The sequence below is a fragment of the Pseudidiomarina salinarum genome, from assembly GCF_000753715.1.
Classification (GTDB): domain Bacteria; phylum Pseudomonadota; class Gammaproteobacteria; order Enterobacterales; family Alteromonadaceae; genus Pseudidiomarina; species Pseudidiomarina salinarum.
In genome coordinates this window covers 253,395-276,282 of sequence record NZ_JPER01000003.1, presented here as the reverse complement: position 1 = coordinate 276,282, position 22,888 = coordinate 253,395, and the positions used below count along the sequence as shown (strand labels likewise).

Genomic DNA, 22,888 nt, shown 5'->3' with positions numbered 1-22,888 from the left:
TTAGTGGTTTTTTCTGCTGCTGGCAAGTCGTTTACTTTTGCGTATCATAAGAAATCCAGGTCGGACTACAGGGGCTTCCTTATGTTAACCACGGTGCTGCTGCCTCTTAAGGTGGTGATCAACTTCAGCTTCGCCGCTATCATCACCGCCATTATCGGCTGCCTTATTATTTTAATCGGACTACCTAAACTGCTGCTGCCTGTTCCCGCCGTGCAACGAATGCTGTCGACCCTGGCGAACAGTGTGTTCCGGCTCTGGGGTTATGCCATGTCGATGCTATTCGGCCTCACCCAGCCGGTACGCTGGCATATCGAAGGGGACAGTGAACTGCACCGCGATCGCTGGTACATGATCCTCTGTAATCATCAGAGCTGGGTTGATATTCCGGTCCTCATGCATCTGGCCAGTCGCAATATGCCGATGCCGCGATTTTTTCTGAAACAGGAGTTGTTCTGGGTACCGGTTATCGGACTGGGCTGCTGGACTCTGGATATGCCTTTTATGAAGCGCTATTCGCGGGCACAAATCGCCCGTAATCCGAACCTACAGGGCAAAGACATTGCCACGACCCAGAAGAAATGTGAAAAATTCCGGCATATACCAACGACCGTTATCAACTTCTGTGAAGGCACCCGCTTCACCGTGGAAAAACACCAGCGCAAGAACAGCGCGTTTCAGCACCTGCTCCCGCCGAAGGCCGGCGGCACTGCTTTTACCCTGCAAACCATGGGGCACCAGTTCGACGCCATCCTGGATATTACTATCGCTTACCCGCACAGCAGTAAGTCTACCGTGTGGGCGTTGCTTAGCGGACAATTACGGGATGTTTATGTCAATGTGGAAACACTACCGGTCACAGAGGATCTGATTGGTAGTTATTTTGAAGATGCGTTATTTAAAACCCATTTTCAGAACTGGCTGAACAGCCGCTGGCATCGTAAGGACAAAATCATGGGCGGCTTACTCGAACAAGCCGGGCAGCCGCCCACCGTCACTGTGGGTTATTTTTCCAGTAAGTAACCGGCAAGTTTAACGAAGTCGCCGATGAAATCCTGGCTGTCACGGAAACCCGCCGGATCCATTTTGTATTTGCCATTAACGATAAAGGTCGGCGTTGCATTCACGCTCAGGTTACTGGCGTTGCGATCCATTTTGTTCGCCATGCCGCGTACCGAAAAGCTGTTCATTGCCTTATCCAGTTCTTCCGGTGGGATACCATGCGCCGCAAAGATATCCTGCAGATCTTCTTTACTGCCAATCATATTGTTATCAATAAAGTTGCGCTTAAAGATCGCGTCGCTGATTTCTGCATCTTTGTTTAACTGGCGCGCCACCAGGTACGCCCGCGACAGGCTGATGCCCATGCCTTTGTAGTTGATAAAAGACACATGGTTTTTGACAAAATTTTCCGGATACTCTGTAGCCAGCGCCTTGGCGACCGGTTCAAACCGGTAACAAGCACTGCATAAGAATGAAAAATATTCACGGACTTCCGGCTTATCGGTGGCGGTTTCAGCGATCACTTCATAGTGTACGCCTTCTTCGAACTGCTGTGCCGCAGCAGGCCACATGACTAACGCCAAAACAGCAAAAAACAACTTTTTCATGGGTTACTTCCTAGTTTCTATCAACGATTAAAGTTAGGTTGCAGATCGATAGGCTCTTCCTGCAACACTGCAAATTGTTCTTTCAGGGTCAGCACTTGTTGTTCCCAGTACCGCTGCTCGGCAAACCAGGGGAACGCCCGTTGAAACGCCACATCATTCCAGCGCCGTGCCAGCCACGCCATGTAGTGTATGATGCGAAAACTGCGTAAGGGTTCAATTAATACTGTCTGCCGGCTATCAAATTCACAAAATTCTTCGTAACCACTGACCAGGGCATCCAACTGCAGGGTTCGTTCCTGCCGATCATCACCCGCCAGCATCATCCATAAATCCTGAATCGCCGGGCCACTGCGGGCGTCATCAAAGTCGACAAAAGTCAGCAGATCATCATGCAGCAGCATATTGGCAAGATGACAGTCGCCATGCAAGCGTTGCACATCAAAAGGGCTGAAATCAACCTGTCGTAACTGCTCAGCCAGGGGTTCAGCAATGGCCCAGAAAGCGGTCTGCAGATTATCCGGCAGCAGCGGTGACTCGCGCAAGGTGTTCAGCGATTCAGTGACAAACTCATCATAGTTAACTGTTGGCCGGTGAACAAAGCTTCCGGTACGGGCAACGGCATGCAGCCGCCCGATTTGCCGGCCGATACGCTCTAACTGATCCAGGTCACCCGGCTCGACGGCACGCCCGCCAATACTGGGAAATACCGTAAACCGGTAACCGCCATAGCGGTGCAGCGTTTGTTGTTCCAGCACCAGAGGAGTCACTACCGGCACTTCTTCCGCAACCAGCTCAGCGGTAAACCGATGCTCTTCCAGGATCTGCTCATCACTCCAGCGTGCTGGCCGGTAGAACTTGGCCACATAGCGCCGACCGTCGTCAGCGACAAACTGATACACCCGATTTTCATAACTATTTAACGCCAGCAAACCCGAGGCCGGATCCACTCCTACTGACGCCAGGGCGTTAGCGATAAGATCCGGCGTCAGTCCGGTAAAGCTAAAATCCTGACTATCGGTTTGCTGCTCATCATCATTCATAAATAAAACTCGTGACATGGCGCTGTACGATATCACCTTCGATGCTTTTTACCACAAAGGTAACATCCTGCACCCGCTCAGTAACCTGCTCAGGATTTACTGCCAGAGTCACCGGAACATTGGCCACTTCACCACCATCAACGGTCACCCGGGTATCGCCTTTCAGCTGCGTATTAGTAAAGCCTTCGGTGTCAACCACAAAAGTCTTCGGCAACTGGGATTTATTGAGGATCTTCAGGGTATAGCTATTCTCCACCCAGCCTTCCATATTGATAGAATAAAGCTGATTGCGATCGCGCAGAATATCGACCTGCAGCGGCACCCGAGTGGCAATCTCCCACACCAGCAAACCGGCCATCAGTAGCATCGCCACAAAATAGCCAATGCTCTTAAACCGGAACTTGCGGGTTTTGCCACCTTCCAGATTGCGTTCAGTGGTAAAGCGGATTAACCCGCGCGGATAGTTCATCTTATCCATCACGTCATTACAGGCATCCACACAGGCACCACAGTTAATACACTCGTACTGCAGGCCATTGCGGATATCAATACCGGTCGGACACACCTGCACGCACATGTTGCAGTCGATACAGTCACCTAATCCCAGCTCACGACGATCGGCTTTGCGTGGCCGCCCGCCACGCGGTTCGCCCCGGCGCGGATCATAAGAGACCGTGACCGTGTCCTTATCAAACATGGCCGACTGAAAGCGCGCATAAGGGCAGATATGGGTACACATGATCTCGCGCATCCAACCCGCGTTGCCATAGGTACAGAAAGCAAAGAACAGCACCGAGAAGGTGGCCCAGAAGCCCGTATCAAAGGTGAAAAAATTCACGAAAAGTTCACGTATATCGGTGAAGTAACCGACAAAGATGAGCGCGGTAAACAAGGAAACGATAATCCAGGAGCCGTGTTTAGCGGTTTTGCGCCACAGTTTATCAAAGTCCCAGGGGCGTTTGTCGAGCGCCATGCGCTGGTGCCGGCTGCCTTCGATCTTTTTCTCAAACCACATGAAGATAAAGGTCCAGGTGGTCTGCGGGCACATAAAGCCACACCACACCCGACCGTATAAGGTAGTGACAAAAAACAGGGCAAAGGCTGCCACTATCGTCAGCCAGGCCAGAATGGTTAGATCCTGAGGCCAGAGTGTCATGCCAAAAATCCGGAAGCGCTGCTCAGCGATATCCAGCAATACCGCCTGCTCGCCGTTGAACTGCAACCAGGGAATAATCACAAACAGCGCCAGCAATAAGAAACCGAAGCCACGCCGGAACCACTCCAGCTTGCCTTTGGTATCCCGCACGTAAATACGACTACGGGGCGCGTAATTATTATTGCTTTGATTGGGATCCGGCCGCTGGATTTTCACCCGGTCAGCCGCAACTACCTTCACCTTCTGTTCCATAACAGTACCGCAGATGTCGCTGTGAATCGTTCTCGTGCGGCTATTTTACCACATAAAAAATGAGGGTGATCCCTCATATAAAAGCCAGCCTAATACTGCAACTATTTAGCCGTTACAAAATTGATTCATCGCATGATTCATCTAAAAAGACAGTAAGGAAACGATTATGAAAAAATTCACCTTATCCACGATCGCGGCGCTGACGCTTGCCGCCGCGCCCGGCCAGGCGGCCGCAGAAGCTATTATCGGTGAACAACTTCAAGCTAAAATGCCGACCCTGGCCGTGACGGACACCGTAATGGCAGTCATTACCTATAATCAACTTGAGCCAGTATCCGAAGCGCAAATCCAGTCACTATTAAATCTGAACATTACCGATGGCGTGCAGTTCTCTTCGCTGCCTATCATCGGTGTTGTCGCCACTCCCGCACAAATTCAGGCCATCGCGCAGCAAAGTGACGTGCGCTCAATCTGGCTGAATCGCGATCTTGAGTACTTCAATGCCGACGCGCGTCAGATCACCGGCGTTGCACAGTTGCAGAGCAATGCATTTTTCCAGCGCAATAGTACCCAGTTCACAGGTAAAGGTGTGACCATCATGGTCAACGATACCGGGGTCGATGCATCGCATCAGGATCTTCTGTTCGGTGACACTGTGATTGAAAACGTTCAGGGCCTGACCCACGCTGAAGCCATTAGTCTGGTAGCACCCACCGAGGGGTTTGTACTTGAAGGCCAGATCAATACTGACCTGAACAGCGGGCACGGCACCCATTGCGCCGGTACCATTGCCGGTAGCGGCCTGATGTCCGACGGCAAATATATGGGCGCTGCACCCGATGCCGACATTATCGGTTATGGCTCAGGGGCAGGCATTTCGATTCTTGATGCTGTTGGTGCCTATGATTACGCCATCAATAATGTGTACGCTTTTAACTCGCCGCTACGGGTGATGAGCAATTCCTGGGGCAGCAGCGGCAAATTCAGTCCGGACAGCCCGGTCAGCATCGCCTCCTATAAAGCATACAAACTGGGTATTTTATCGGTATTTGCGGCTGGCAACTCAGGCCCCGGTGAAGACAGCCATAACCCATATGCGCAGATCCCGTGGGGTATTTCCGTGGGTGCCGGCGATAAATTTGGCAAGTTGGCCGGCTTCTCATCGCGCGGCCTTGATGGCGAATCAGGCACCTTCACCATGCCGGACAACACCACCTGGACCTACCACAACGAAGTGACCATAGTGGCACCCGGTGTGGATATCATCTCCACCCGCGCCAGCACTAACCTTTCAGCTAACGGTGGTGATGCGGATCTGGATGCGATAGAAACCGAATATGTGCCTTTCTATACCATGATTTCCGGTACCTCAATGGCCACCCCGCATGTCGCCGGTATTGTCGGCCTGATGCTGGAAGCCAATCCTGAGTTATCACCGCTGGATATTAAGCGTCTGTTGCAGGAAACGGCTACCAACATGCCCGGCCTCGAAAAATGGGAAGTCGGCGGTGGTTATGTAAATGCACGCGCAGCTGTTGCAGCCGCCCTGGGTAACAACCTGGATTATGTTTCCAGCGTCAACAACCTCAGCACCTTTAACGCCAACGCATTACTGGAGCCCGGCGATCAGGTTGAGCAATTTGAAGTTCTGTATAGCCCGGTCGGCGAGCCCGACACCTATAGCTTCCAGGTTGGCCCGGAAGTGGCCTGGGTTAAAGCCAGCGCCAATACTGATGCCAATACTACCAAGCTGGTGCTGGTTGCACCGGATGGCACCGAATATTTCGGCAACCTGACCTTACCGGTACTGGAAACCGGCATGCGCGTTTCGGCACCCGGTCAGGAAGGAACCTGGCAGGTTTACGTCTACGGCCTGACGTCACTATCCGGGGTTGATCCGGATCCAATTGACGCGACCAATGGCCCGGGCGTTCCTGAGATTATCAGTGGCACTGTCAGCTTCCTGAACAGCGGCGGTTATGAAGGTGTGGATGATATTGAAGGCCATCCGCAACAAAATGCGATTGAGTTTGCTGTTTCGGAGCGTTTAATGGATGGCTTTAATACCGTTAAATTCCGCCCTGATCATGACCTGAAACGTCAGGATCTTGCCCAGTATCTGGTAATGGGTGCGGCAGTGCGCCAGTATCGTGACCTGCTCAATGAGCCAGCGCCATCCACCGGCCAGGTAAAGCCCGGCTATGAAGCTGTTGCCGAAGCCGTTTCCAGCCCCGCCTCAGCGCTCAAAGATAACCTGCATCAGCAGGATCCCTTGTTCATCAATGAGAATGGCCAATTTGACGGGCAGGGATCGGTCAGCAAACTGGACTTAGCTTATATGATGGTTACTGCATTAGGCCTGCAGGATCAGGCTAAAGCCTTCGGCGCGGATCAGGACATCATTGTCGATTACCGTGGTGAGCAGGTGGTATTGCAGGACCAGGACAGCATTCCCGCACACCTGCGTGGCTATGTACAACTGGCGATCAACTACTCGCTGCTGAACGTGCGCTTTGCTATTGAGCAGGATCCATTTGGCCTGGAGCCAAGCTTAACGGCTGCATTCCTGCCGACTGAAATCATCAGCCGTGCCCGTTATGCCGTGATTGCCGGCCGCTTCTATTCCAATTATCTGGAATCCCTGTAACCCCTTGGGGGGCTCACCAGAGCCCCTTTTTTAGATGTAACGGGTGACATTTTGTACAGCACGCGGTAGTTTAGAATTAAATTTGTATCAAAATGTAACAACCTGTGAGGGCACGACTATGACGTTTTTACGCTTTATATTGCTGTCAGCTTTGTTCCTGCCAGCTGCGGTCAGCGCCACCACGATTGATGTGAAATTCAATCAGGCTGCGCATTCAGTAAAGGCCGAAATTAATTTATCGCCGGCGGTTAGTCTCGATTTCTCTATCGGTTTTGGTAATGCCGTTGGACTCACCCCGCAAAACTTCACTATCAATGCTGAGCTGATCAGTCTGACTGACCCCCGCATTGTGAACCGCTTACCGGACAGCTTGCTGACATCATTACCGTCAGCGTTTCCGGTGCTTATCTCGGTTGAACCGGATCCCGCCAGGGGCTTTGCCTTTAGCGGTACAGCGGATATCGAGCTGTATACCAAGACGCTGCATTACACCGAAGGAACACCGCTGCGGCTGTTTCATGCGCATGGCAACGAGAGCTTCCAGGATATTACTACTATGACCGGCGCCGGTAGTTACCGTGTGCGTGGTAGTGGCGGCCAGTTCTCCGACTTTGTCGTATTGGTAGACTTGCGCAGCAACCTGACTGTCATCAATGAAAAAGTGACTCAGTTACAGAGCTTTACCAGTTCGGTGCAGCAACAGCTGAGCTACGATGCCGAACTGCAACTGACTACTCTGGTGCAGGATATCGCCGACGCAGTTGCACAGAGTCAACTGGTGCAGGCAAGTACCGCCGTAAATGAACTGATTCGTGTGCTGGAGCTTGATGATGGTGTGCTGTATCCCGATGTCTGGCGCTCTTCGGACGACGTCATTAACGTCCGCGGCCGCCTGCTAAGTATCAGTCGCACGCTACGTTACAGCTTGCGGATCCACTAAGCAGGTGCGCCATGCCCGTTAACTGCCAGATACTCTATCGTGATCGCTTTGTACCTAAAGCGACCTTATTTGAGCAGCGTGGCTATTTGCTTGGACGCGATCCGCAGTGCGATATTCATGTTGATCATGCCGATGTTTCCCGGCGCCATGCCCATCTTCGCTACGATGGTGAAAGCTGGCAGCTAACCGATTTAAATAGCAGTAACGGCACCTTTATCAACGGCCAGCGTCAGACCCGGATTCAGCTTGACGGTCCGATGCTGGTAACACTGGGTTCACTGGATTTCCAGCTGACCCCGCTAAGCCATCGTGAGCTGACCACGGATATTAACCATGCCGCATGGCTGCAAAAGCGTGTGCAGTCCGCACTGCAACAGTGCGCAGCTGCCGGCTCAGTTGCCGCCATGCTTGATAGTGCCCGGCGCACAGCGATGCCATTGCTCAACAGTGACCGGGCGGCACTCATTTTTCTCGATACCGACACCTCAATACAGGCCTGCCGGGGCTACCCGGAATGGCTTGATGACGGCAGTTTCAGCGGATCAACCACCTTGATACGCCAGGCCGCCAAAGCCGCTGTGCCGATAGCAGCAAACAACGCGCAGACTCACCAACACCTGCAGCATCAGCCCAGTGTGCAGCGCCACCGCATTAAAGCAGCGATTGCCTGTCCGGTGCTTCAGGCCGGTCAGGTTATTGCGGTTTTTTATGCTGACAGCCTGCATGATCACCACCTCTTCACGCAGCAGGACATTGATTTACTTCAGGCCTTTGCTCGGCAACTGGCCATGCACCTGTCACTGGCCAGTATTGACGAGCAACTGGAGCAGCTGGAATCCCGCCTGCATCAGCAGTACGCCTGAGCGATTTGAAATAATTCATGCCCCGGTTTATCTGTGATACTTTGTAGTTATCCTACATTGAGCTGTAACGGAGCGTGCCGGCCTTGGTTCAGGATGACTCGCGATCGACTACTGTGAACAATGATACCCAGCCCCTGCAAGGCGCTGCGCGCCTGCCGGCGGGCTTGCTTTTGGCTGAGCGCTTTAAAATCATCGAGTTGCTCGGTCATGGTGGCCAGGCGCAGGTCTATCGCGCTTATGACCAGGTATTGGGTATCGATGTCGCGCTGAAGGTCGTGCTAACCACCCACCGGCTGGCCCAGGCTGAAGTCGACAGCATGCGCAATGAAGTCTTACTAGCGCGGCAACTGAACAACCCCCACATCGTACGCATTTATGAATTTTATCAGACACAGGACTACGTCTTTTTCACCATGGCCCTGGTATCTGGCCAGTCGCTGTCGGCAATATTGGAACAGGGTGTCGAACCAGTCCAGCTTGATCGCTGGTTCAGTCAGTTGCTCGATGCGTTGCAAATCTGCCACGAAGCTGAAATTGTTCACGGTGACATCAAGCCTGCTAACCTGATGATCAATGACCAGAATGAACTGGTGCTGGTTGACTTTGGCATTGGTAAACACCTGGCGGCGCCGTTACAAACGGCAGGCACCAGCGAGTTTCTGGCGCCGGAAGTGAAGGAGTCGGGCAATCTGTCAGCTGCCAGTGATCGCTATGCGGCGGGCAAGATCATGGCAGAAATGCTAAGTGCGCTGACCGCCGCTGAGCGGCCCCGCCGGTTTTCTGGCTGGCGCATGCGCCGCCAGCGTATCGCGGTGGGGCTGCAACACCCTCAACCGCATCAGCGGCTTTCAATTGCCGCCTGTCGTGATCTCTTGCAATCCGCCACCGCCAACCGGATGGCGATGCTCGGCTGGGCCGCCGGTGTCGCGGTGTTAGCCGTTATTGGCGTGCTGCTGTGGCAACAACAAAACACCCTGCCGGTTCCCGCCGTTACCGAGCAAGCAGCGACAGTAATCGCCATCACCACCGATTCGGCGGATCAAGAGTTACTTGATGTCGCTGAATTCACACAACTTTCACTGCAGTCGCTACCCAGCGTCTATGCCCTTGATGTCAGGCAGGTACGGCAGATCCAGAATAATCTGGCGATCGCGCCAGCCAGTTCACAGCGCGATCGCGAGCGTCTGGCGGAACTAATGAACAGCAATCTGTTAGTGGTGCTAAGCCGTCGGCAGCTTGGTCAGGATAACCTCATTCACCTGTTAGTTACCGAGGCCCCCGGCGATCGGGTGCTGATAAACACCAGTTTCGACCTGGCCACTAACCGGCTGGCAGCAGTACCGGGGCTGATTCTTGAGACCTTGTCGGAGGAACTGGATCAGAGTGCGGTACCGCTTGAACTTGACGAGTCCACTGCCACCTTGTTGCAAGCTATTCAGCACGCGCTTGCTGATGGCGACCAAGAGCAGGCACTGGTACTACTTAACCGCCTTAAAGAAGCCGATGCCGGCCGCTTCTGGCTGTTGCGGGGCGATGCATTGCTGGCAGCCAGCAAAGGCAACTACGAGCAAGCTGCGACCGTACTCGATAAGTTACTCGCTGACTATCCTAACCGGCCTGACTTACTCGCTGAACGCGCTGCCCTGGCATTTGCAACCAATGATCTCAGTGAAGCAAAGAGCTACTACCAGCAAGCGGTGGCCGGCGATCCCAGCCAGGCCATGTGGTGGTTCGAACTTGCTAAGATCAAGATTATTCAGGGCGATATCCGTCCGGCGCTGGATAACGAGTTACTGCAGGCACTGGTACGTTTTCGTCAGAGTGAAGATGCCGCGGGTCAGGGCTTGGTATTGAATGCTTTTGGGGTGGCTCATCTACGCCTGGCACAGTTCAGTACGGCCGCCGACTATTTTAGCGAAGCGCTGACCTATCGAACTGCCGAGTCGGCACCATCGGATCGCGTCACTACCTTGTCGAATCTGGCTACAGTTCAGGCCATTGAGGGTAACTACCAGCAGGCGGACCAAAACTTACAGGAAGCACAGAAACTGGTTGCTGCGTTAAATGATTCGCTGGGTGTCGCTCACATTGAAAATGAGCGTGGCTTACTGATGGAAGAGCAAGGCTTTTACACAGAAGCACTGGCGCACTACAAAACAGCCCTGGATATCCGGCTGCAGGCGGGAGACGATTACCAGCAAAGCCAGAGCATTAATAACGTCGCTTTTATTCATTTCTTGCTCGGCGACTTTAGTCTGGCTGAAGTCTACTGGCGCCAGGCACTTCAGGCTCTCGAAGATATGGAAGAAACCGCGGTACTGCATAGCACCCAGATTAACCTGGCCCAATTACTGGTGATCCGCGGCCAGTTTCAGCAGGCCGAACAACTGCTGGCCCAAATTCTGGCCCATCAGGATATTAGCCCGGAGGCAGAGTTCGCCACCTACCTCCAGCTCAGCAGGCTTAACTTCGCACAAAGCCGGGTCGCAGTGGCCGCAGAAAATATCTCGCAGGCCATATCTATAGCCGAGCGAATTAACGACAACCGGGCGGTTACCGAGAGCTTGCTGTGGGCCGCCGAAATAGCCGTTAGTTTGCACCAGCATGAACTACTCAATAAGTATCTGGCGGAACTTGCGCCGCTGGCGCCCGAGTTTAATGTTGAGCAGGAATTGTATTACCAGTGGTTGCTGGTACGTCAGCAATTGCAAGCCAATGCGTACGACGCCCACACCAGTGGGTTATTACTTATCGATAGTGTTCTGAACCGGTCAGTATCGCGCATTTCCGAAGCCAGAATTTTAGCTGATCTGGCAGGTCGCTTTACCTTGCCAGCCGATCACGCCATCTGGCCGCGGCTGGAGCAAATCATCAGCCCGGCTATGTACGAAGCTTATCTCGCCTATCTGGCCGCACAGAGCAAGAGCGCTGTGCAGCAAACTCTGCGTGCACAGCTGGCGCGTTATCCCCTATACTGGCGCAACTTTGAGTATTACACCGAGCTACCTGGTAGCGAGGCAGATGTGCTTGCCGCCAGCGCCCTACAACGCCTATACGGGCTGATGAATGATGAGCAACGACAAGCCTACCAAGAATTTGCCGCCCGCCGAGCTCCTTGAGCTGGTGCGGCAGATGCGAACGCAGCAGGAAGCGCTGCGCGAGCAACTGCGCCATGAGCAAAACGCCTTGCAGACTTTGGCGCGCCGGTTATGGCTACAGCAGGAGCATGAACGGGCACGCTTATCGCGCGAACTTCACGATGGTGTCGGCCAGTTACTGACCGGCCTGAAAACGCAGCTCGGGCAGAGTGCCGCGGCGGATCCCGCGCTGACCCCTTTATATGAGACCGCCAGCGACGCAGTCGAAAGTATTCGGTCGTTATCGCGACTCATGCACCCAACCGTACTCACTGACCTAGGTTTAGCCGCCGCGATATCGTGGCTGGACCGCCAGCTGCTGCAACCTGCAGGCATCCGCTGTCAGCCCGAGCTGGATATCCCCGCCGATCTTGAGATGGACCTGCAAATCTTTCTGTTCCGGCTTATCCAGGAAGCCATGGTGAATACCGTAAAACATGCTGGCGCTCAGCAGTTCTCGATTTATCTGCACCAGGCCTCTGATAGTTTACGCCTGGATTTACTGGATGACGGCAAGGGCTTTGCGGCCAGCGCAACGCAGCCAGGTATTGGTTTGCAGAGTATGCGCGATCGCTGCAAGGCCTTCGGCGCCGACATCAGCGTAAGTAGCTCACCCGGCAACGGTTGCCAGATTTCCGTCTGCCTTGCGTACCAGCAACCGGGCACGGCCTTTTCGCCGGAGGTATTATGATCAGGCTGATCCTGGCTGATGACCATACGCTGGTACGCAACGCGATCGCCCAGGCACTGGAAGCAACTGGACAATTTCGTGTCGTCTGCCAGTGTGCTGATGGCACTGAGCTATACCAAGCTGCCCTTAATGTGGCCGCCGACGTGATCCTGATGGATATATCGATGCCAAAAATGAATGGCTTTGTGGCGCTGGACAAAATCCTGCAACAGCGACCAGATAGCAAGATCATTGCCCTGAGCATGCACAACGAAATGGAATATATAGACGCAATCCGCAGGGGCGGCGCCCGCGGCTATGTTTTTAAAGACGCGACCACGGAGCAACTGACGCAAGTGATCTTAAGGGTGATTGGCGGTAAGACCTGGTTTCCGCAAACAGCAAATGGCAGCGATGCGACCAACCCGGCTGCCGGCGAAACAGCTGGCCCATCGCTGGATGTGCTGACACGCCGTGAGCGAGAAGTGTTTTTTCTGGTGGTGGCCGGGCGCTCCACCCGCGAAATCGCCAACCTGCTGGCAATGTCGCCAAAGACGGCGGAAAACCACCGCGGCAAGGTACTCCGGAAACTCAGCGCCTCGAATACCGTAGAACTCATTCATTTCGCAGCGAAGCGCGGTTTGCTCGAGCCTTAGTTGCGGCCGCGCTTGCGACCGAAAGCTTCACCCTGCTCGCCGACCGACAGGGCCAGCACGGTATCCAGCAGTACATTGGTGCCAGCTTCCACATCATGCCAGTGCGACCACTCATCGGGGGCGTGACTAACACCGTTTACAGAAGGGATAAAAATCAGTCCGGCGTCGGTAATATCGGTAAAGAACTGGGTGTCGTGACCAGCTCCGCTGGGCATCCGCAAATAGCTGAAGCCACGCCCTTTCACCTGCTCCTCGATCAGATCCGTTAAGCGCTCTGAACACAGCTTAGGCTCCAGCCAGCTCACTTCTTCATATTCGAACTTCAGGCGGTGCTTACGGGCGATAGCCGACAGGGTTTTGTGACAGGCTCGGGCAAGTTCTTTCATCACATCTTCATGCATATCACGGCCGACAATAGTAAATATCGCTTCGCCGGGCACCGTATGCGGATGGCCGGGCTTCAGCTCGACTTTACCAACAGTAATCCGGGTTTTATCAGTGCCATTTTCGTTAATAATACGCTCAATCTCATGGGCAAAATCCGCCAGCCCGGAGAACGCATCACTGCGCATATCCATCGGTGCGGTACCGGCATGATCGGCCTTGCCTTTAAGGTGCACAATCCATTTAAACACTCCGGAGATGCCATCAACCACGCCAATCTGCTGGTCTTTCTGGAACAGGACCGGGCCCTGTTCAATATGCAGTTCAAGAAAAGCCTTCAGTTGCTCGGGCTGCCAGGCGGCATCCAGCGCTTTCATCACATCCAGCCCCTGCAGCCCCATCGCTTCTTTTAAGGTTACGCCATCGGCATCATGGGCAGACAACAGCCAGTCGGGATTCAGCGTCCCCGTTATCGCCTGCGAGCCAAGCATGCCACCAAAGCGGCCCTCTTCCTCAGCCGTGGCCACGCCCCACACCGGGCTATCCAGCTCCACCCCGGCGTCTTCAATAGTCTGCAGCACTTCCAACGCCGCTATCGCCCCTAAGGCGCCATCAAACATGCCGCCTGCGGGCACGGTATCAATATGCGAGCCCATCAGCACCGCTGGCTTATCCAGCGGCTGGTTACCGAAGAATACATTGCCGGCCCCGTCCATATAGGTGTCCCAGCCAAGTTTTCTTACTTTTTCCTGCAGCCATTGCCGGCTTTGCATATCGGCATCGCTAAAGCCAACCCGGTAAATGCCGCGGTCGGCCTCGTTATAGCCTATCCGGGATAGCTCGATTAAATTCGCTTTGAGTCGTTCGCCATTGATTTGCATAGCACCTCTCAGCTGCAGGTTCCGCAGCCGGTTACTTAAAGTATTGAGTACTAAGTGTAGGCGAAAAAAAACCCGAACCACAAAATGGTCCGGGTTAAAGGGTTATAACAACCAGTTCACAGGGAAATCAGGAGTAGCTTAACCGCCATAAATGACAGTGTTATGACAATATCTTTAGCCTATACGCCGGGCTGTTGCCGCTGCGTTCAGTACCGCGGCCATTTTGATCGAATGCTGAATAGCCTGCGCCGAAATATTATGCTTAAGCAATACGCCTACGTGCGAGTCAATGCACATACCGCAACCGTTCAGCGCCGAAACTGCCAGTGAATAAAGTTCAAAGTCAGCCTTCTCAACACCAGGGTTCGCCATCGCATTCATCCGCAACCCGGCTGGCAGTTTGGCGAATTGTTTATCGGTGCTCAGATGCACAAACCGATAGTAGATGTTATTCATCGCCATCAGCGTGGCAGCCAGTTTTGCTGCGCTGTCTACATTGGCTTCGATCTTGCCTTCCGCTTCGGCCTGAACCGCAGCGATTAACTCAGCATCGCCAATTGAATAGGCCAGGGCCAGGGCGGTGCCGTAGAATTGGGTCGGAGTCATACCAGAGGTATCGACATTACCGAAAATACTCGACAGGTTGAGTTTGGTATCTTTACCGTGCTCACCGAGCTGCTGTTTATAATCTGCAATGCTCATAAAAATCTCCTTGGAAAAAAGAGGTGCCACAAGCGTGGCACCTCAAAGGACATCACCAAAAGTAGGGGAGTGATGCCCGCTTACAGGGTCTCGCCACCAACTGCGCGGTTACATGGGCACAGTTCGTCAGTTTGCAGGCTGTCTAAAATACGCAGCACTTCAGTTGGGTTACGGCCAACATTCAGGTTGTTCACAGAAACGTGTTGAATCACGTTGTGCGGGTCAACGATGAAGGTCGCACGCAGGGCTACGTTTTCAACTTTGTCGCGGATACCCAGGCCATCGATCAGCGCACCTGAATCAGCAAATGAATACTGTTGCAGGTTTTTCAGATCCGGGTGTTCACGACGCCATGCCAGCTTCACAAACTCGTTATCGGTGCTGCCACCCATGACCACTGCGTCACGGTCAGCAAATTCGTCATTCAGCTTCGCGAACTCAACGATTTCCGTCGGGCATACAAAGGTGAAATCTTTCGGGTAGTAGTAAATAATTTTCCATTTACCCGAGAAGCTTTCGTTGGTGATGGTTTCAAATGCGCTTTCGCCATTTTCTTCCGGCAGGTTAAAGCCAGGCTTTGCTGCTACAACCGAAAACTCTGGTAATTTATCGCCTACTGTTAACATATACGTTCTCCTTGTGGATAAAGGGTAGTTATCAAATTCTGAAGCGCTTTCGCCTCGAGTCGGAGAGCATAATAAGCCGCATGCCTTATTTGTTAAAACGAATAAAACGGATTATCATAATCGGTAATACCAATTAAAGTGGAATAGACCGATGAGCAAATTGCCGAGTCTGAAGAATCTGAGTTATCTGCTGGCGCTGCATCAGCACCAGAACTTTAACCGTGCTGCAGAGGCCTCTCATGTCAGCCAGTCCACCCTGAGCAGTGGCATCCAGAATCTGGAAGAGCAATTGGGCTGCCAGCTGATTGAACGCGACCATAAATCCTTTTTGTTCACCAGCATGGGTGAGCAGGTGGTCGATCAGGCCCGGCAAATTCTCACCTCGACCGAAGAATTGCTGAACTTCGCCCAAAGCCAGGGCAAACTGATGGAAGGCCCGATGCGGTTAGGCTGTATCCCCACCATCGCGCCCTTTTTACTGGGTGATCTAAGCAAATCCTTACAACGCCAGTACCCCAAACTGCAGCTTAACTTCCGCGAGGACACCACCAGTAATCTATTGTTGCACCTGCGCAACGGCGAACTTGATGCGCTGGTGCTGGCGTTACCGATCGACTTGCAGGGTAATCTGAGCTACGTACTGGGGCGTGATCCATTCAAGCTGGTCATGCATAAACAGTTAGCAAGCGACCTGAGCGAGCCGGTGATTTATAACCAGCTTCCGGATCAGTCAATCTTTCTGCTGGAACGCGAGCACTGCCTGACCGGCCACGCCGTAGCCGCCTGTGAGCTGGCTGACTCAGCGAAGATTAACCCCTTTACCGCGACCAGCCTGCACAGCCTGGTGCAAATAGCGGATGCCCGCTTAGGCGCGACCTTTTTACCGCAGATGGCCATTGATCGGGGCATTTTAAATGGTACTGACCTGGTGGCGCTGAAACCTTCAGGACACCAGGCCGCACGGGAGATTGGGCTGGTTTACCGGGCAACGACCAGTCGCCGGCAGACGTTCCGCAAGCTGGCCGAGTCGATCGCCGCATTATTGCCGGAGCCGACCTTAAGCTAACTCGTGCGAACAGCAAATTTAGCCTATATTAGAGTAACTTTGGTTTTGCCCACTTAGTCTGCAGACAGTTACCAGGAGCACACACTATGATGAAGAAAACAGTTCTGGCCACCGCCATTCTTACCTTAAGCCAGCTGCCCACAGCACTGGCGCCCGTCGCTGCTGAAGAGGTGTCCACCGAACGCCATAAAGTCAGCATCAATACGCTGGCTTCGGGCTTAAGCCACCCCTGGGGCATGACTTTTCTGCCCTCGGGCGATCTGCTGATCACCGAGCGTGGCGGAGACCTGCATAAGGTCAGCCTGGACGGCACCATCAGCGATCCCATCAAGAACGTACCTGAAGTGGTCGCGGAGCGGCAGGGCGGCCTGCTAGACGTTACCCTGGATCCGGATTTTGCCAACAACAACATGATCTACCTGAGCTACTCGGAAGCAGCGCAGGATGGCGGCACCGGTAATAGTACTGCGGTAGCGCGGGCCGAACTGGCGGGCGACAGCCTGCAGAATGTTGAAGTTATTTTCCGCGGTGTGCCCAAATACGAGAGCAACGCCCACTTTGGCTCGCGCTTGGTGTTCTCGCCTGAGGGGCACCTGTTTATTACCCTTGGTGACCGTTATTCCGCGATGGATGATGCCCAACTACTGGATAACCATCACGGTAAAGTGGTTCGTATCTGGCCAGACGGCAGCGTACCGGAAGATAACCCCTTCGTGGACCGGGATGACGCGCTGGATACGATCTGGTCCTACGGACACCGCAACGTGCAGGGTGCAGCGATTCATCCGCAAACCGGTGAGCTGTGGATAAGTGAACATGGCCCCAAAGGCGGCGATGAAATCAATATTTCCCTCGCCGGAGAAAACTACGGCTGGCCGGAAGCCACCTATGGCGTCGATTATGATGGGACTATTATCAGTAAAAAGACCCATTTAGAAGGCGCTAAACAACCCCATTACTACTGGGTTCCGTCCATCGCCACATCCGATATTATCTTCTATACCGGCGATAAATTTCCTGACTGGCAGGGCGATCTCTTTGTGGCCGCATTACGCGGCTCGCACGTGGCCCGTATCGACCTGGAAGGCGAGCGCGTCATGCATGAAGAAACCCTGTTTGATGAGGCTATTGGCAAGCGCATTCGCGACATCGAACAAGGTCCCGATGGCTATATTTATGTCATCACGGATCAACCCAAAGACGCTGAACTGATTCAGATCAAACCCGCCAACTAATTGGGGTAGCCGACAAACTATGTTGTCTGATTATACTGCTGTACTGACGCTGGCTATGGCCAGCGTCGCTTTTTCTGCCACCGCGCAGGAGCAACCCGTACCGGCGACTGAAGTGATTGAAATAACAGGTTCAGCCGTCCAGTTAAACCGCGAAATTCCCGCGGCCGTCACCAGCCTGAACGTCGCAGAACAACCACCGGGTCTGCGAATTGATGCGGCTGAGTTATTGGGCGGTATCGCAAGTGTGCAGGCCGACAGCCGCGCCAACTATGCTCAGGATACCCGTATTACCTTACGGGGCTTTGGTGCCCGCTCAGCCTTTGGCGTTCGTGGCGTGTTGCTGCAGCTTGACGGCATTCCGCTAAGTATGCCCGATGGCCAGGCCCAGACCTCAAGTATTCTGCTCGATGAACCCGAGCAGATTCAGGTGATTCGCGGCCCGCTGGCAACCCTTTATGGCAATGGTGCTGGTGGCGTCATTGACTGGCGCTCGCGCGCGCCGGTGACCAGTCAGTTGACCCTCAAAGCCATGGGCGCCGCTAATGATACCTCGCGCCTGCTGCTGCAAAGCGACCTGGTGGGCGATGATCAAGCGCTGCGTTTAATCGGTGCCCGCTTTCGTACCGATGGCCCGCGCGAACACAACAGCGCCGAGCGCGATCAGCTGGCATTGCGCTGGTATCATGATTTGACCAATACCCTACGCCTGGTGCTGCGCATCGACGACAATCACGCGCCTTCACTCCAGGATCCGGGTAGCCTGACCCCAGCGGACTGGCGCACCGATCCCACCCAGACCTTTAGCCGCGCTGAAACCTTTAATACCCGCAAGTCGATTCACCACCAGCAAGTGTCGGTGAGCCTGCAACAAGAAACTCTGGATAACCGCTGGCATGTCAGTGCCTGGCGTGGCTGGCGTGATATCGAGCAGTATTTGCCCTTTGCCGGTGATGATCTCACCAGTTCTGGCGCCGTCATTGACCTGCAGCGCCAGTTTAGCGGTATTGATGCCGCCTATAACTGGCAACTGGTACTACCGATTACCGCGACCCTGGGAGGTACCATCGCCGAGCAGAAAGATCGCCGCTTCGGCTATGTGAATGACTTTGGCCAGCGGGGCGAGCTGCGCCGTGACGAGCTGGGCACAGTGACTAATCAGGCATTGTACGGCCTGCTTGAATGGCAGCCTGCGGAGCAATGGCGGTTTCTGACCGGGCTGCGCTACAGCGCCGTCGACTTCAGTGTGGATGATTACTACACCAATCCGGTTAATCCTGATGATAGCGGCGCGCAGGATATGAATGCGCTGAGCTGGAATCTCGGTCTGACTTATCTGGTCAGCGACAGGCTCAGTGTTTTTGCCGCCCGCGGTCGCGGATTTGAAACGCCGACACTGACCGAGCTCGCTTATAGTCCGCAGGGCACCGGGCTGAATACACAGTTGGGTCCGGCGCATAGTCAGCAATGGGAGGCCGGGCTGAAATGGCGCAGCCCAGCGTTACGAGCGCAGCTGACGGCTTTTGTGATTGATACCAACGATGAAATTGTGGTGGATCAGAGCATAGACGGCCGCACGACTTACGTTAATGCCGGCCAGACGGAGCGCGAAGGTGCTGAGGTGGAAGGCAACTGGCAGATTGCGTCGGCCTGGGATCTCCGTTTTTCTGCCACCTGGCTGAACGCAGAATATGCCAATGGCAACCGCTTGCCTGGCGTCGCGCGCCGGCAAGCATATGCGCAACTGAACTGGACCAGCCGGCCGGTGGCAACGTTCCCCCTTCAGGCCAGCCTGATTGCTGACCACCGCAGTGATGTCGCCGCCACAGATGATAACTCGGTGCTGGCGCCGGGCCACACGCTGTGGGATCTGGCGCTGAGCAGCCAGATTAACTGGCAAGGGCTGGAAATTGAACCCTGGTTAAAAATTCACAATCTGGGCGACCGTGACTACGTTGGTTCAGTCGTCGTGAATCAGGGCAGCGGACGCGCTTTTGAGCCCGGGGTGGGCCGCGAAATACAGGCCGGCTTCAGTGTTCGTCATCGTTGGTAAGCCAGCGATATAAGGTGCGGCGGGTAACGCCCAGAATGCGGGCGGCCTGCTGCTTATTCCCTTGCGTATAAACCATTACTTTTCTTACGTAGTCGGCCTGTAACTCCTGCATCGAAGGCCAGTGGGCTGGCGCGCTGACCGGCGCCGCCACCTCCTGCGCTTCTTGCTGCCGCAAGCGCGCGGGCAGGTGCGCCGGCTCAATAAACTCACCGTCACAGAAAGTATAGGCCCGCTCAATGGCGTTTTGCAGTTCACGCACATTACCGGGGAAACGATAGGCGTACAGCAGATCGCGAGCCGCTGAAGATAACCCCTGCACCGACTTGGGCTGCTGTTGCTGCAACTGGTCAATAAAGTGCTCGGCCAGCAACTCAATGTCGTCGCCCCGCTGGCGCAACGGCGGCACGTGCAAACTAAAGGTCTCCAGCCGGTAAAACAGGTCAGCCCTGAACTCGCCGCCAGCAACGCGCTGCTCGAGATCCTGATGGGTGGCCGCCAGGATCCGCACGTCTACCCGCACCTCCTGATCGCTGCCGACCGGGCGCATGGTGCCTTCCTGTAATACCCGCAGTAACTTAGCCTGCAGCGGCAGCGGCATTTCACCAATTTCATCCAGCAGCAGGGTGCCTCCGTCCGCTTCTTTAAGCAGCCCGGCACGGGCTTTCTGAGCACCGGTAAAAGCACCGGCGGCATGGCCAAAGAATTCACTTTCCAGCAACTCGCTGGGGATGCCGGCGCAGTTTACCGCTAAAAAAGGCCCGTCGCGGCGCTGGCTCAGTTGATGCAGCGCTTGCGCGACCAGCTCTTTACCGGTGCCACTTTCACCCAGTATCAGGACGCTGCCATCAGCTGCGGCAATTTGTTCAATTTCCGAATACAGCTGGCGCATCACCCGGCTGGCACCAATGATGCCGCCGGGCCCTTGTTGCTCCGCTTTAACGGAACGCCGGTAGGCTTCCACTTCGTTGCGCAGCTGATGGTAGTCCAGCACCCGCGAAACGCTCACCAGCAGGTGCTCCAGATCCAGCGGCTTGGTCAGAAAGTCGTCTGCTCCCTGGCGCAATGCATCCACGGCCTGGTCAACAGTGCCAAAAGCGGTGATCAGGATCAGCGGCGGCTGGCTGTTACGCTGTTGCAATTGTCCCAGAAGTTCCAGCCCCGACATGCCAGGCAGCCGGATGTCACTGATAATAAGCGCAGGGAACTGCTCGTCCAGCTGCACCAACAAGAGTTCGGCGGTTTCAAAGGCAATGACCCGGTAGCCGGCGCTTTCCAGTTCTTCCTGCAGCAATTCACGCAGGCCGGGATCGTCCTCAACCACGGCAATCAGGTGCCGCTGTTTAAGCGTGGATATTTTCATATTGAGGTTTCCTCAGCTTGCGTCGGCCGGGGCAGGCTAACCACCGCCTGACAGCCGCCGTCAGGCCCTGGCTGCAGCGCGAATTCACCGCAATGGTCGGCAATAATATGGGCCACGATCGCCAGCCCCAGACCGGTGCCTTCACCCTGTGCTTTGGTGGTTTTAAACGGCTTGATGAGTTCATCCTGGTCGGCATCGGCGGGAATACCGGCGCCATCGTCGCTGATCAGGATCACAACGTGCTGCTTCTGGTCACGGACTTGCTCGCGCACTTCAATGACGACTTGCTGCCGGGCAGCCTGCAACGCATTGCGTAACAGGTTCACCAGTGCCAGCTCGAGTCGCTGGGGGTCGCCACTGATAGTGATGGTGGCGGTGGGCATATCGACCGTTATGGCCGGACCATCGGGCTCGAATTCATAAGAGGTGCTTAGCTGTGCCTGACGAACCAGCTCCTGCACGCTCAGTGGCTGCCAGGCAGTGACCGGGGTACGGCTAAAGGCCAGCAGTTGCCGTACCATCTTAGTCAGTCGCTGCACCTGCCCTCGTATCGCCGTCAACTGGCGTTGCGATTCCACGTCTTGATGTTCCTGCTGCAGTCGCCGCGCCCGGCCGTCGATAACTGTCAGGGGCGCACCCAGTTCATGGGCCACGCCGCTGGCAACCTGGCCGATGGCCGCCATCTTTTCACTTTCCCGTAACTGATAGTTCAGCTGTTGCTCATGTTCCCGACGCGCTTCAATTTCCTGCTCCGCCGCCTCAATGCTATCGAGCATCCGGTTAAGCCCTTCCGCCACCTCGCGCAGCTCTCCCGGCCCCTGCACCGCAGCGCGATGCTTGCGATCACCCTGAGCGACGCGGCGCATGCTGGTGACTAAAGTTTCAATGTGGCGGCCGACGGCACCGTAATGACCAAAAATCAGAATCGCTACCGTGGCCACCGCAACGATCAGCCAGCTGCCCCAAGCGATGCGACTTAACTGGGCAAACGATTGCTCAAAATCCTGCGCCCGTCGGGTGATTTGCAACAGGCCGATGATGCGACCACCGCGGTCGTTGATCGGCAGAAACTGGGAGAATACGTCACGCCCGGCCACTTCACGATAACTGTCTTGCTGCTCACCGGTACGGACCACCTGCTCCGCCAGAATACTCTCGCTTAAGTCGCGTTCAACGATACCGGCTGCGGCCACCAAGGTGCCCTGGGTGTCGTATACCGAAGCGCCGTAAACCCGGCCAATGCGGAATACTGAGTCCAGATTCGAGCGCACGGCCTGAATATCGCCCTGCATCAATGCATCAGCAACAGGTAAGCGGATGGCCCGGCCGATCAGCTCCAGATCACCACGCAAGCGTTCATCTTCCAGTTCGCTGGCGCGCTCAAGACCAAAACCTATGGCCAAACCGGATAGCACCAACATGGGCAACACCACATAAAGCAGCAGAGTTCGTTGTAAACCCGACAGCCCCCAGCGGTGTGATCTGTATCTTTTTGTCACGCATCACTCCTGCTCAATATGTATCAATAGTATACATAGCGTGTTCTACAAATTCACACCGCATTTTTTTGTACATTTAAAACAGCATGTTACAAGTAATAAAAAGTTGGCACAGGG

At 54.6% G+C, this 22,888-nt stretch carries 18 protein-coding genes; 10 read left to right on the top strand and 8 right to left on the bottom strand.

Translation table 11 applies throughout. The features are described from left to right. Nucleotides 1-81: 81 nt before the first annotated feature. Entirely contained in the window at nucleotides 82-1,020 is a 939-nt protein-coding gene (locus IDSA_RS07620; RefSeq protein ID WP_034775659.1) for an acyltransferase, read from the top strand. Here IDSA_RS07620 and IDSA_RS07615 read toward each other — a convergent pair. From IDSA_RS07615 to ccoG, 3 genes are read right to left on the bottom strand one after another with little or no spacing between them, the layout of a single operon-like run. Further along, nucleotides 1,002-1,607: a thiol:disulfide interchange protein DsbA/DsbL gene (locus IDSA_RS07615; RefSeq protein ID WP_034775657.1), complete on the bottom strand. Its 606-nt coding sequence runs from the start codon at nucleotides 1,605-1,607 to the stop codon at nucleotides 1,002-1,004. The two genes, IDSA_RS07620 and IDSA_RS07615, sit on opposite strands and share 19 nt — an antisense overlap. Before the next feature lie 20 nt (nucleotides 1,608-1,627). Then, on the bottom strand, nucleotides 1,628-2,647 hold the full coding sequence (locus IDSA_RS07610; RefSeq protein ID WP_034775655.1) for a serine/threonine protein kinase: 1,020 nt from the start codon (nucleotides 2,645-2,647) through the stop codon (nucleotides 1,628-1,630). Then, a complete protein-coding gene (ccoG, locus tag IDSA_RS07605; RefSeq protein ID WP_034775653.1) occupies nucleotides 2,640-4,055 on the bottom strand; it encodes a cytochrome c oxidase accessory protein CcoG in 1,416 nt (471 codons plus the stop codon). The genes IDSA_RS07610 and ccoG overlap by 8 nt, the downstream gene beginning before the upstream one ends. 166 nt (nucleotides 4,056-4,221) lie before the next feature. On the opposite strand from ccoG, the gene IDSA_RS07600 reads away from it, so the two are divergent. From IDSA_RS07600 to IDSA_RS07575, 6 genes are all read left to right on the top strand, one after another. After that, on the top strand, nucleotides 4,222-6,702 hold the full coding sequence (locus IDSA_RS07600) for a S8 family peptidase (protein ID WP_034775651.1): 2,481 nt from the start codon (nucleotides 4,222-4,224) through the stop codon (nucleotides 6,700-6,702). Between the two features lie 118 nt (nucleotides 6,703-6,820). Next, the gene (locus IDSA_RS07595) at nucleotides 6,821-7,642 is read left to right on the top strand and encodes a DUF6689 family protein (protein ID WP_034775649.1); all 822 of its coding nucleotides are present in this window, start codon (nucleotides 6,821-6,823) and stop codon (nucleotides 7,640-7,642) included. Nucleotides 7,643-7,653: 11 nt separating this feature from the next. Further along, nucleotides 7,654-8,505, top strand: a complete 852-nt coding sequence (locus tag IDSA_RS07590; RefSeq protein WP_034775647.1) for an FHA domain-containing protein — start codon at nucleotides 7,654-7,656, stop codon at nucleotides 8,503-8,505. A gap of 113 nt (nucleotides 8,506-8,618) precedes the next feature. Further along, nucleotides 8,619-11,624: a serine/threonine-protein kinase gene (locus tag IDSA_RS07585; RefSeq protein ID WP_034775646.1), complete on the top strand. Its 3,006-nt coding sequence runs from the start codon at nucleotides 8,619-8,621 to the stop codon at nucleotides 11,622-11,624. After that, nucleotides 11,572-12,333, top strand: a complete 762-nt coding sequence (locus IDSA_RS07580; protein ID WP_051986164.1) for a sensor histidine kinase — start codon at nucleotides 11,572-11,574, stop codon at nucleotides 12,331-12,333. The genes IDSA_RS07585 and IDSA_RS07580 overlap by 53 nt, the downstream gene beginning before the upstream one ends. Beyond that, entirely contained in the window at nucleotides 12,330-12,968 is a 639-nt protein-coding gene (locus IDSA_RS07575; protein ID WP_034775644.1) for a response regulator, read from the top strand. The genes IDSA_RS07580 and IDSA_RS07575 overlap by 4 nt, the downstream gene beginning before the upstream one ends. Here the strand turns inward: IDSA_RS07575 and IDSA_RS07570 are convergent. The 3 genes from IDSA_RS07570 to IDSA_RS07560 all read right to left on the bottom strand — a co-directional run bounded on the left by IDSA_RS07570 (nucleotide 12,965) and on the right by IDSA_RS07560 (nucleotide 15,561). Beyond that, entirely contained in the window at nucleotides 12,965-14,233 is a 1,269-nt protein-coding gene (locus IDSA_RS07570; RefSeq protein ID WP_034775642.1) for a Zn-dependent hydrolase, read from the bottom strand. The two genes, IDSA_RS07575 and IDSA_RS07570, sit on opposite strands and share 4 nt — an antisense overlap. A 174-nt stretch (nucleotides 14,234-14,407) precedes the next feature. Further along, a complete protein-coding gene (locus IDSA_RS07565; RefSeq protein ID WP_034775640.1) occupies nucleotides 14,408-14,935 on the bottom strand; it encodes a carboxymuconolactone decarboxylase family protein in 528 nt (175 codons plus the stop codon). Between the two features lie 80 nt (nucleotides 14,936-15,015). Beyond that, nucleotides 15,016-15,561, bottom strand: a complete 546-nt coding sequence (locus tag IDSA_RS07560; protein ID WP_034775638.1) for a peroxiredoxin — start codon at nucleotides 15,559-15,561, stop codon at nucleotides 15,016-15,018. 151 nt (nucleotides 15,562-15,712) lie between these two features. Between IDSA_RS07560 and IDSA_RS07555 the strand changes: the two genes are divergently transcribed. From IDSA_RS07555 to IDSA_RS07545, 3 genes are all read left to right on the top strand, one after another. Further along, the gene (locus tag IDSA_RS07555; protein ID WP_034775636.1) at nucleotides 15,713-16,627 is read left to right on the top strand and encodes a hydrogen peroxide-inducible genes activator; all 915 of its coding nucleotides are present in this window, start codon (nucleotides 15,713-15,715) and stop codon (nucleotides 16,625-16,627) included. Between the two features lie 86 nt (nucleotides 16,628-16,713). Further along, entirely contained in the window at nucleotides 16,714-17,862 is a 1,149-nt protein-coding gene (locus IDSA_RS07550; protein WP_034775634.1) for a PQQ-dependent sugar dehydrogenase, read from the top strand. A 19-nt stretch (nucleotides 17,863-17,881) separates the two neighbouring features. Then, the gene (locus tag IDSA_RS07545) at nucleotides 17,882-19,912 is read left to right on the top strand and encodes a TonB-dependent receptor family protein (protein WP_034775632.1); all 2,031 of its coding nucleotides are present in this window, start codon (nucleotides 17,882-17,884) and stop codon (nucleotides 19,910-19,912) included. Here IDSA_RS07545 and IDSA_RS07540 read toward each other — a convergent pair. Beyond that, a complete protein-coding gene (locus IDSA_RS07540; protein WP_034775630.1) occupies nucleotides 19,890-21,272 on the bottom strand; it encodes a sigma-54-dependent transcriptional regulator in 1,383 nt (460 codons plus the stop codon). The two genes, IDSA_RS07545 and IDSA_RS07540, sit on opposite strands and share 23 nt — an antisense overlap. Further along, on the bottom strand, nucleotides 21,269-22,771 hold the full coding sequence (locus IDSA_RS07535) for a sensor histidine kinase (RefSeq protein WP_232221281.1): 1,503 nt from the start codon (nucleotides 22,769-22,771) through the stop codon (nucleotides 21,269-21,271). The genes IDSA_RS07540 and IDSA_RS07535 overlap by 4 nt, the downstream gene beginning before the upstream one ends. Between the last annotated feature and the right edge of the window lie 117 nt (nucleotides 22,772-22,888).

Bases quoted from the DNA above. Each gene is read 5' to 3' on its own strand.
- IDSA_RS07545 (WP_034775632.1), top strand. From the start codon at position 17,882: ATGTTGTCTGATTATACTGCTGTACTGACGCTGGCTATGGCCAGCGTC.
- IDSA_RS07575 (WP_034775644.1), top strand. From the start codon at position 12,330: ATGATCAGGCTGATCCTGGCTGATGACCATACGCTGGTACGCAACGCG.
- IDSA_RS07550 (WP_034775634.1), top strand. From the start codon at position 16,714: ATGATGAAGAAAACAGTTCTGGCCACCGCCATTCTTACCTTAAGCCAG.
- IDSA_RS07595 (WP_034775649.1), top strand. From the start codon at position 6,821: ATGACGTTTTTACGCTTTATATTGCTGTCAGCTTTGTTCCTGCCAGCT.
- IDSA_RS07600 (WP_034775651.1), top strand. From the start codon at position 4,222: ATGAAAAAATTCACCTTATCCACGATCGCGGCGCTGACGCTTGCCGCC.
- IDSA_RS07560 (WP_034775638.1), bottom strand. From the start codon at position 15,561: ATGTTAACAGTAGGCGATAAATTACCAGAGTTTTCGGTTGTAGCAGCA.
- IDSA_RS07555 (WP_034775636.1), top strand. From the start codon at position 15,713: ATGAGCAAATTGCCGAGTCTGAAGAATCTGAGTTATCTGCTGGCGCTG.
- IDSA_RS07565 (WP_034775640.1), bottom strand. From the start codon at position 14,935: ATGAGCATTGCAGATTATAAACAGCAGCTCGGTGAGCACGGTAAAGAT.
- IDSA_RS07580 (WP_051986164.1), top strand. From the start codon at position 11,572: ATGATGAGCAACGACAAGCCTACCAAGAATTTGCCGCCCGCCGAGCTC.
- IDSA_RS07540 (WP_034775630.1), bottom strand. From the start codon at position 21,272: ATGAAAATATCCACGCTTAAACAGCGGCACCTGATTGCCGTGGTTGAG.
- IDSA_RS07590 (WP_034775647.1), top strand. From the start codon at position 7,654: ATGCCCGTTAACTGCCAGATACTCTATCGTGATCGCTTTGTACCTAAA.
- IDSA_RS07570 (WP_034775642.1), bottom strand. From the start codon at position 14,233: ATGCAAATCAATGGCGAACGACTCAAAGCGAATTTAATCGAGCTATCC.
- IDSA_RS07615 (WP_034775657.1), bottom strand. From the start codon at position 1,607: ATGAAAAAGTTGTTTTTTGCTGTTTTGGCGTTAGTCATGTGGCCTGCT.
- IDSA_RS07620 (WP_034775659.1), top strand. From the start codon at position 82: ATGTTAACCACGGTGCTGCTGCCTCTTAAGGTGGTGATCAACTTCAGC.
- ccoG (WP_034775653.1), bottom strand. From the start codon at position 4,055: ATGGAACAGAAGGTGAAGGTAGTTGCGGCTGACCGGGTGAAAATCCAG.
- IDSA_RS07610 (WP_034775655.1), bottom strand. From the start codon at position 2,647: ATGAATGATGATGAGCAGCAAACCGATAGTCAGGATTTTAGCTTTACC.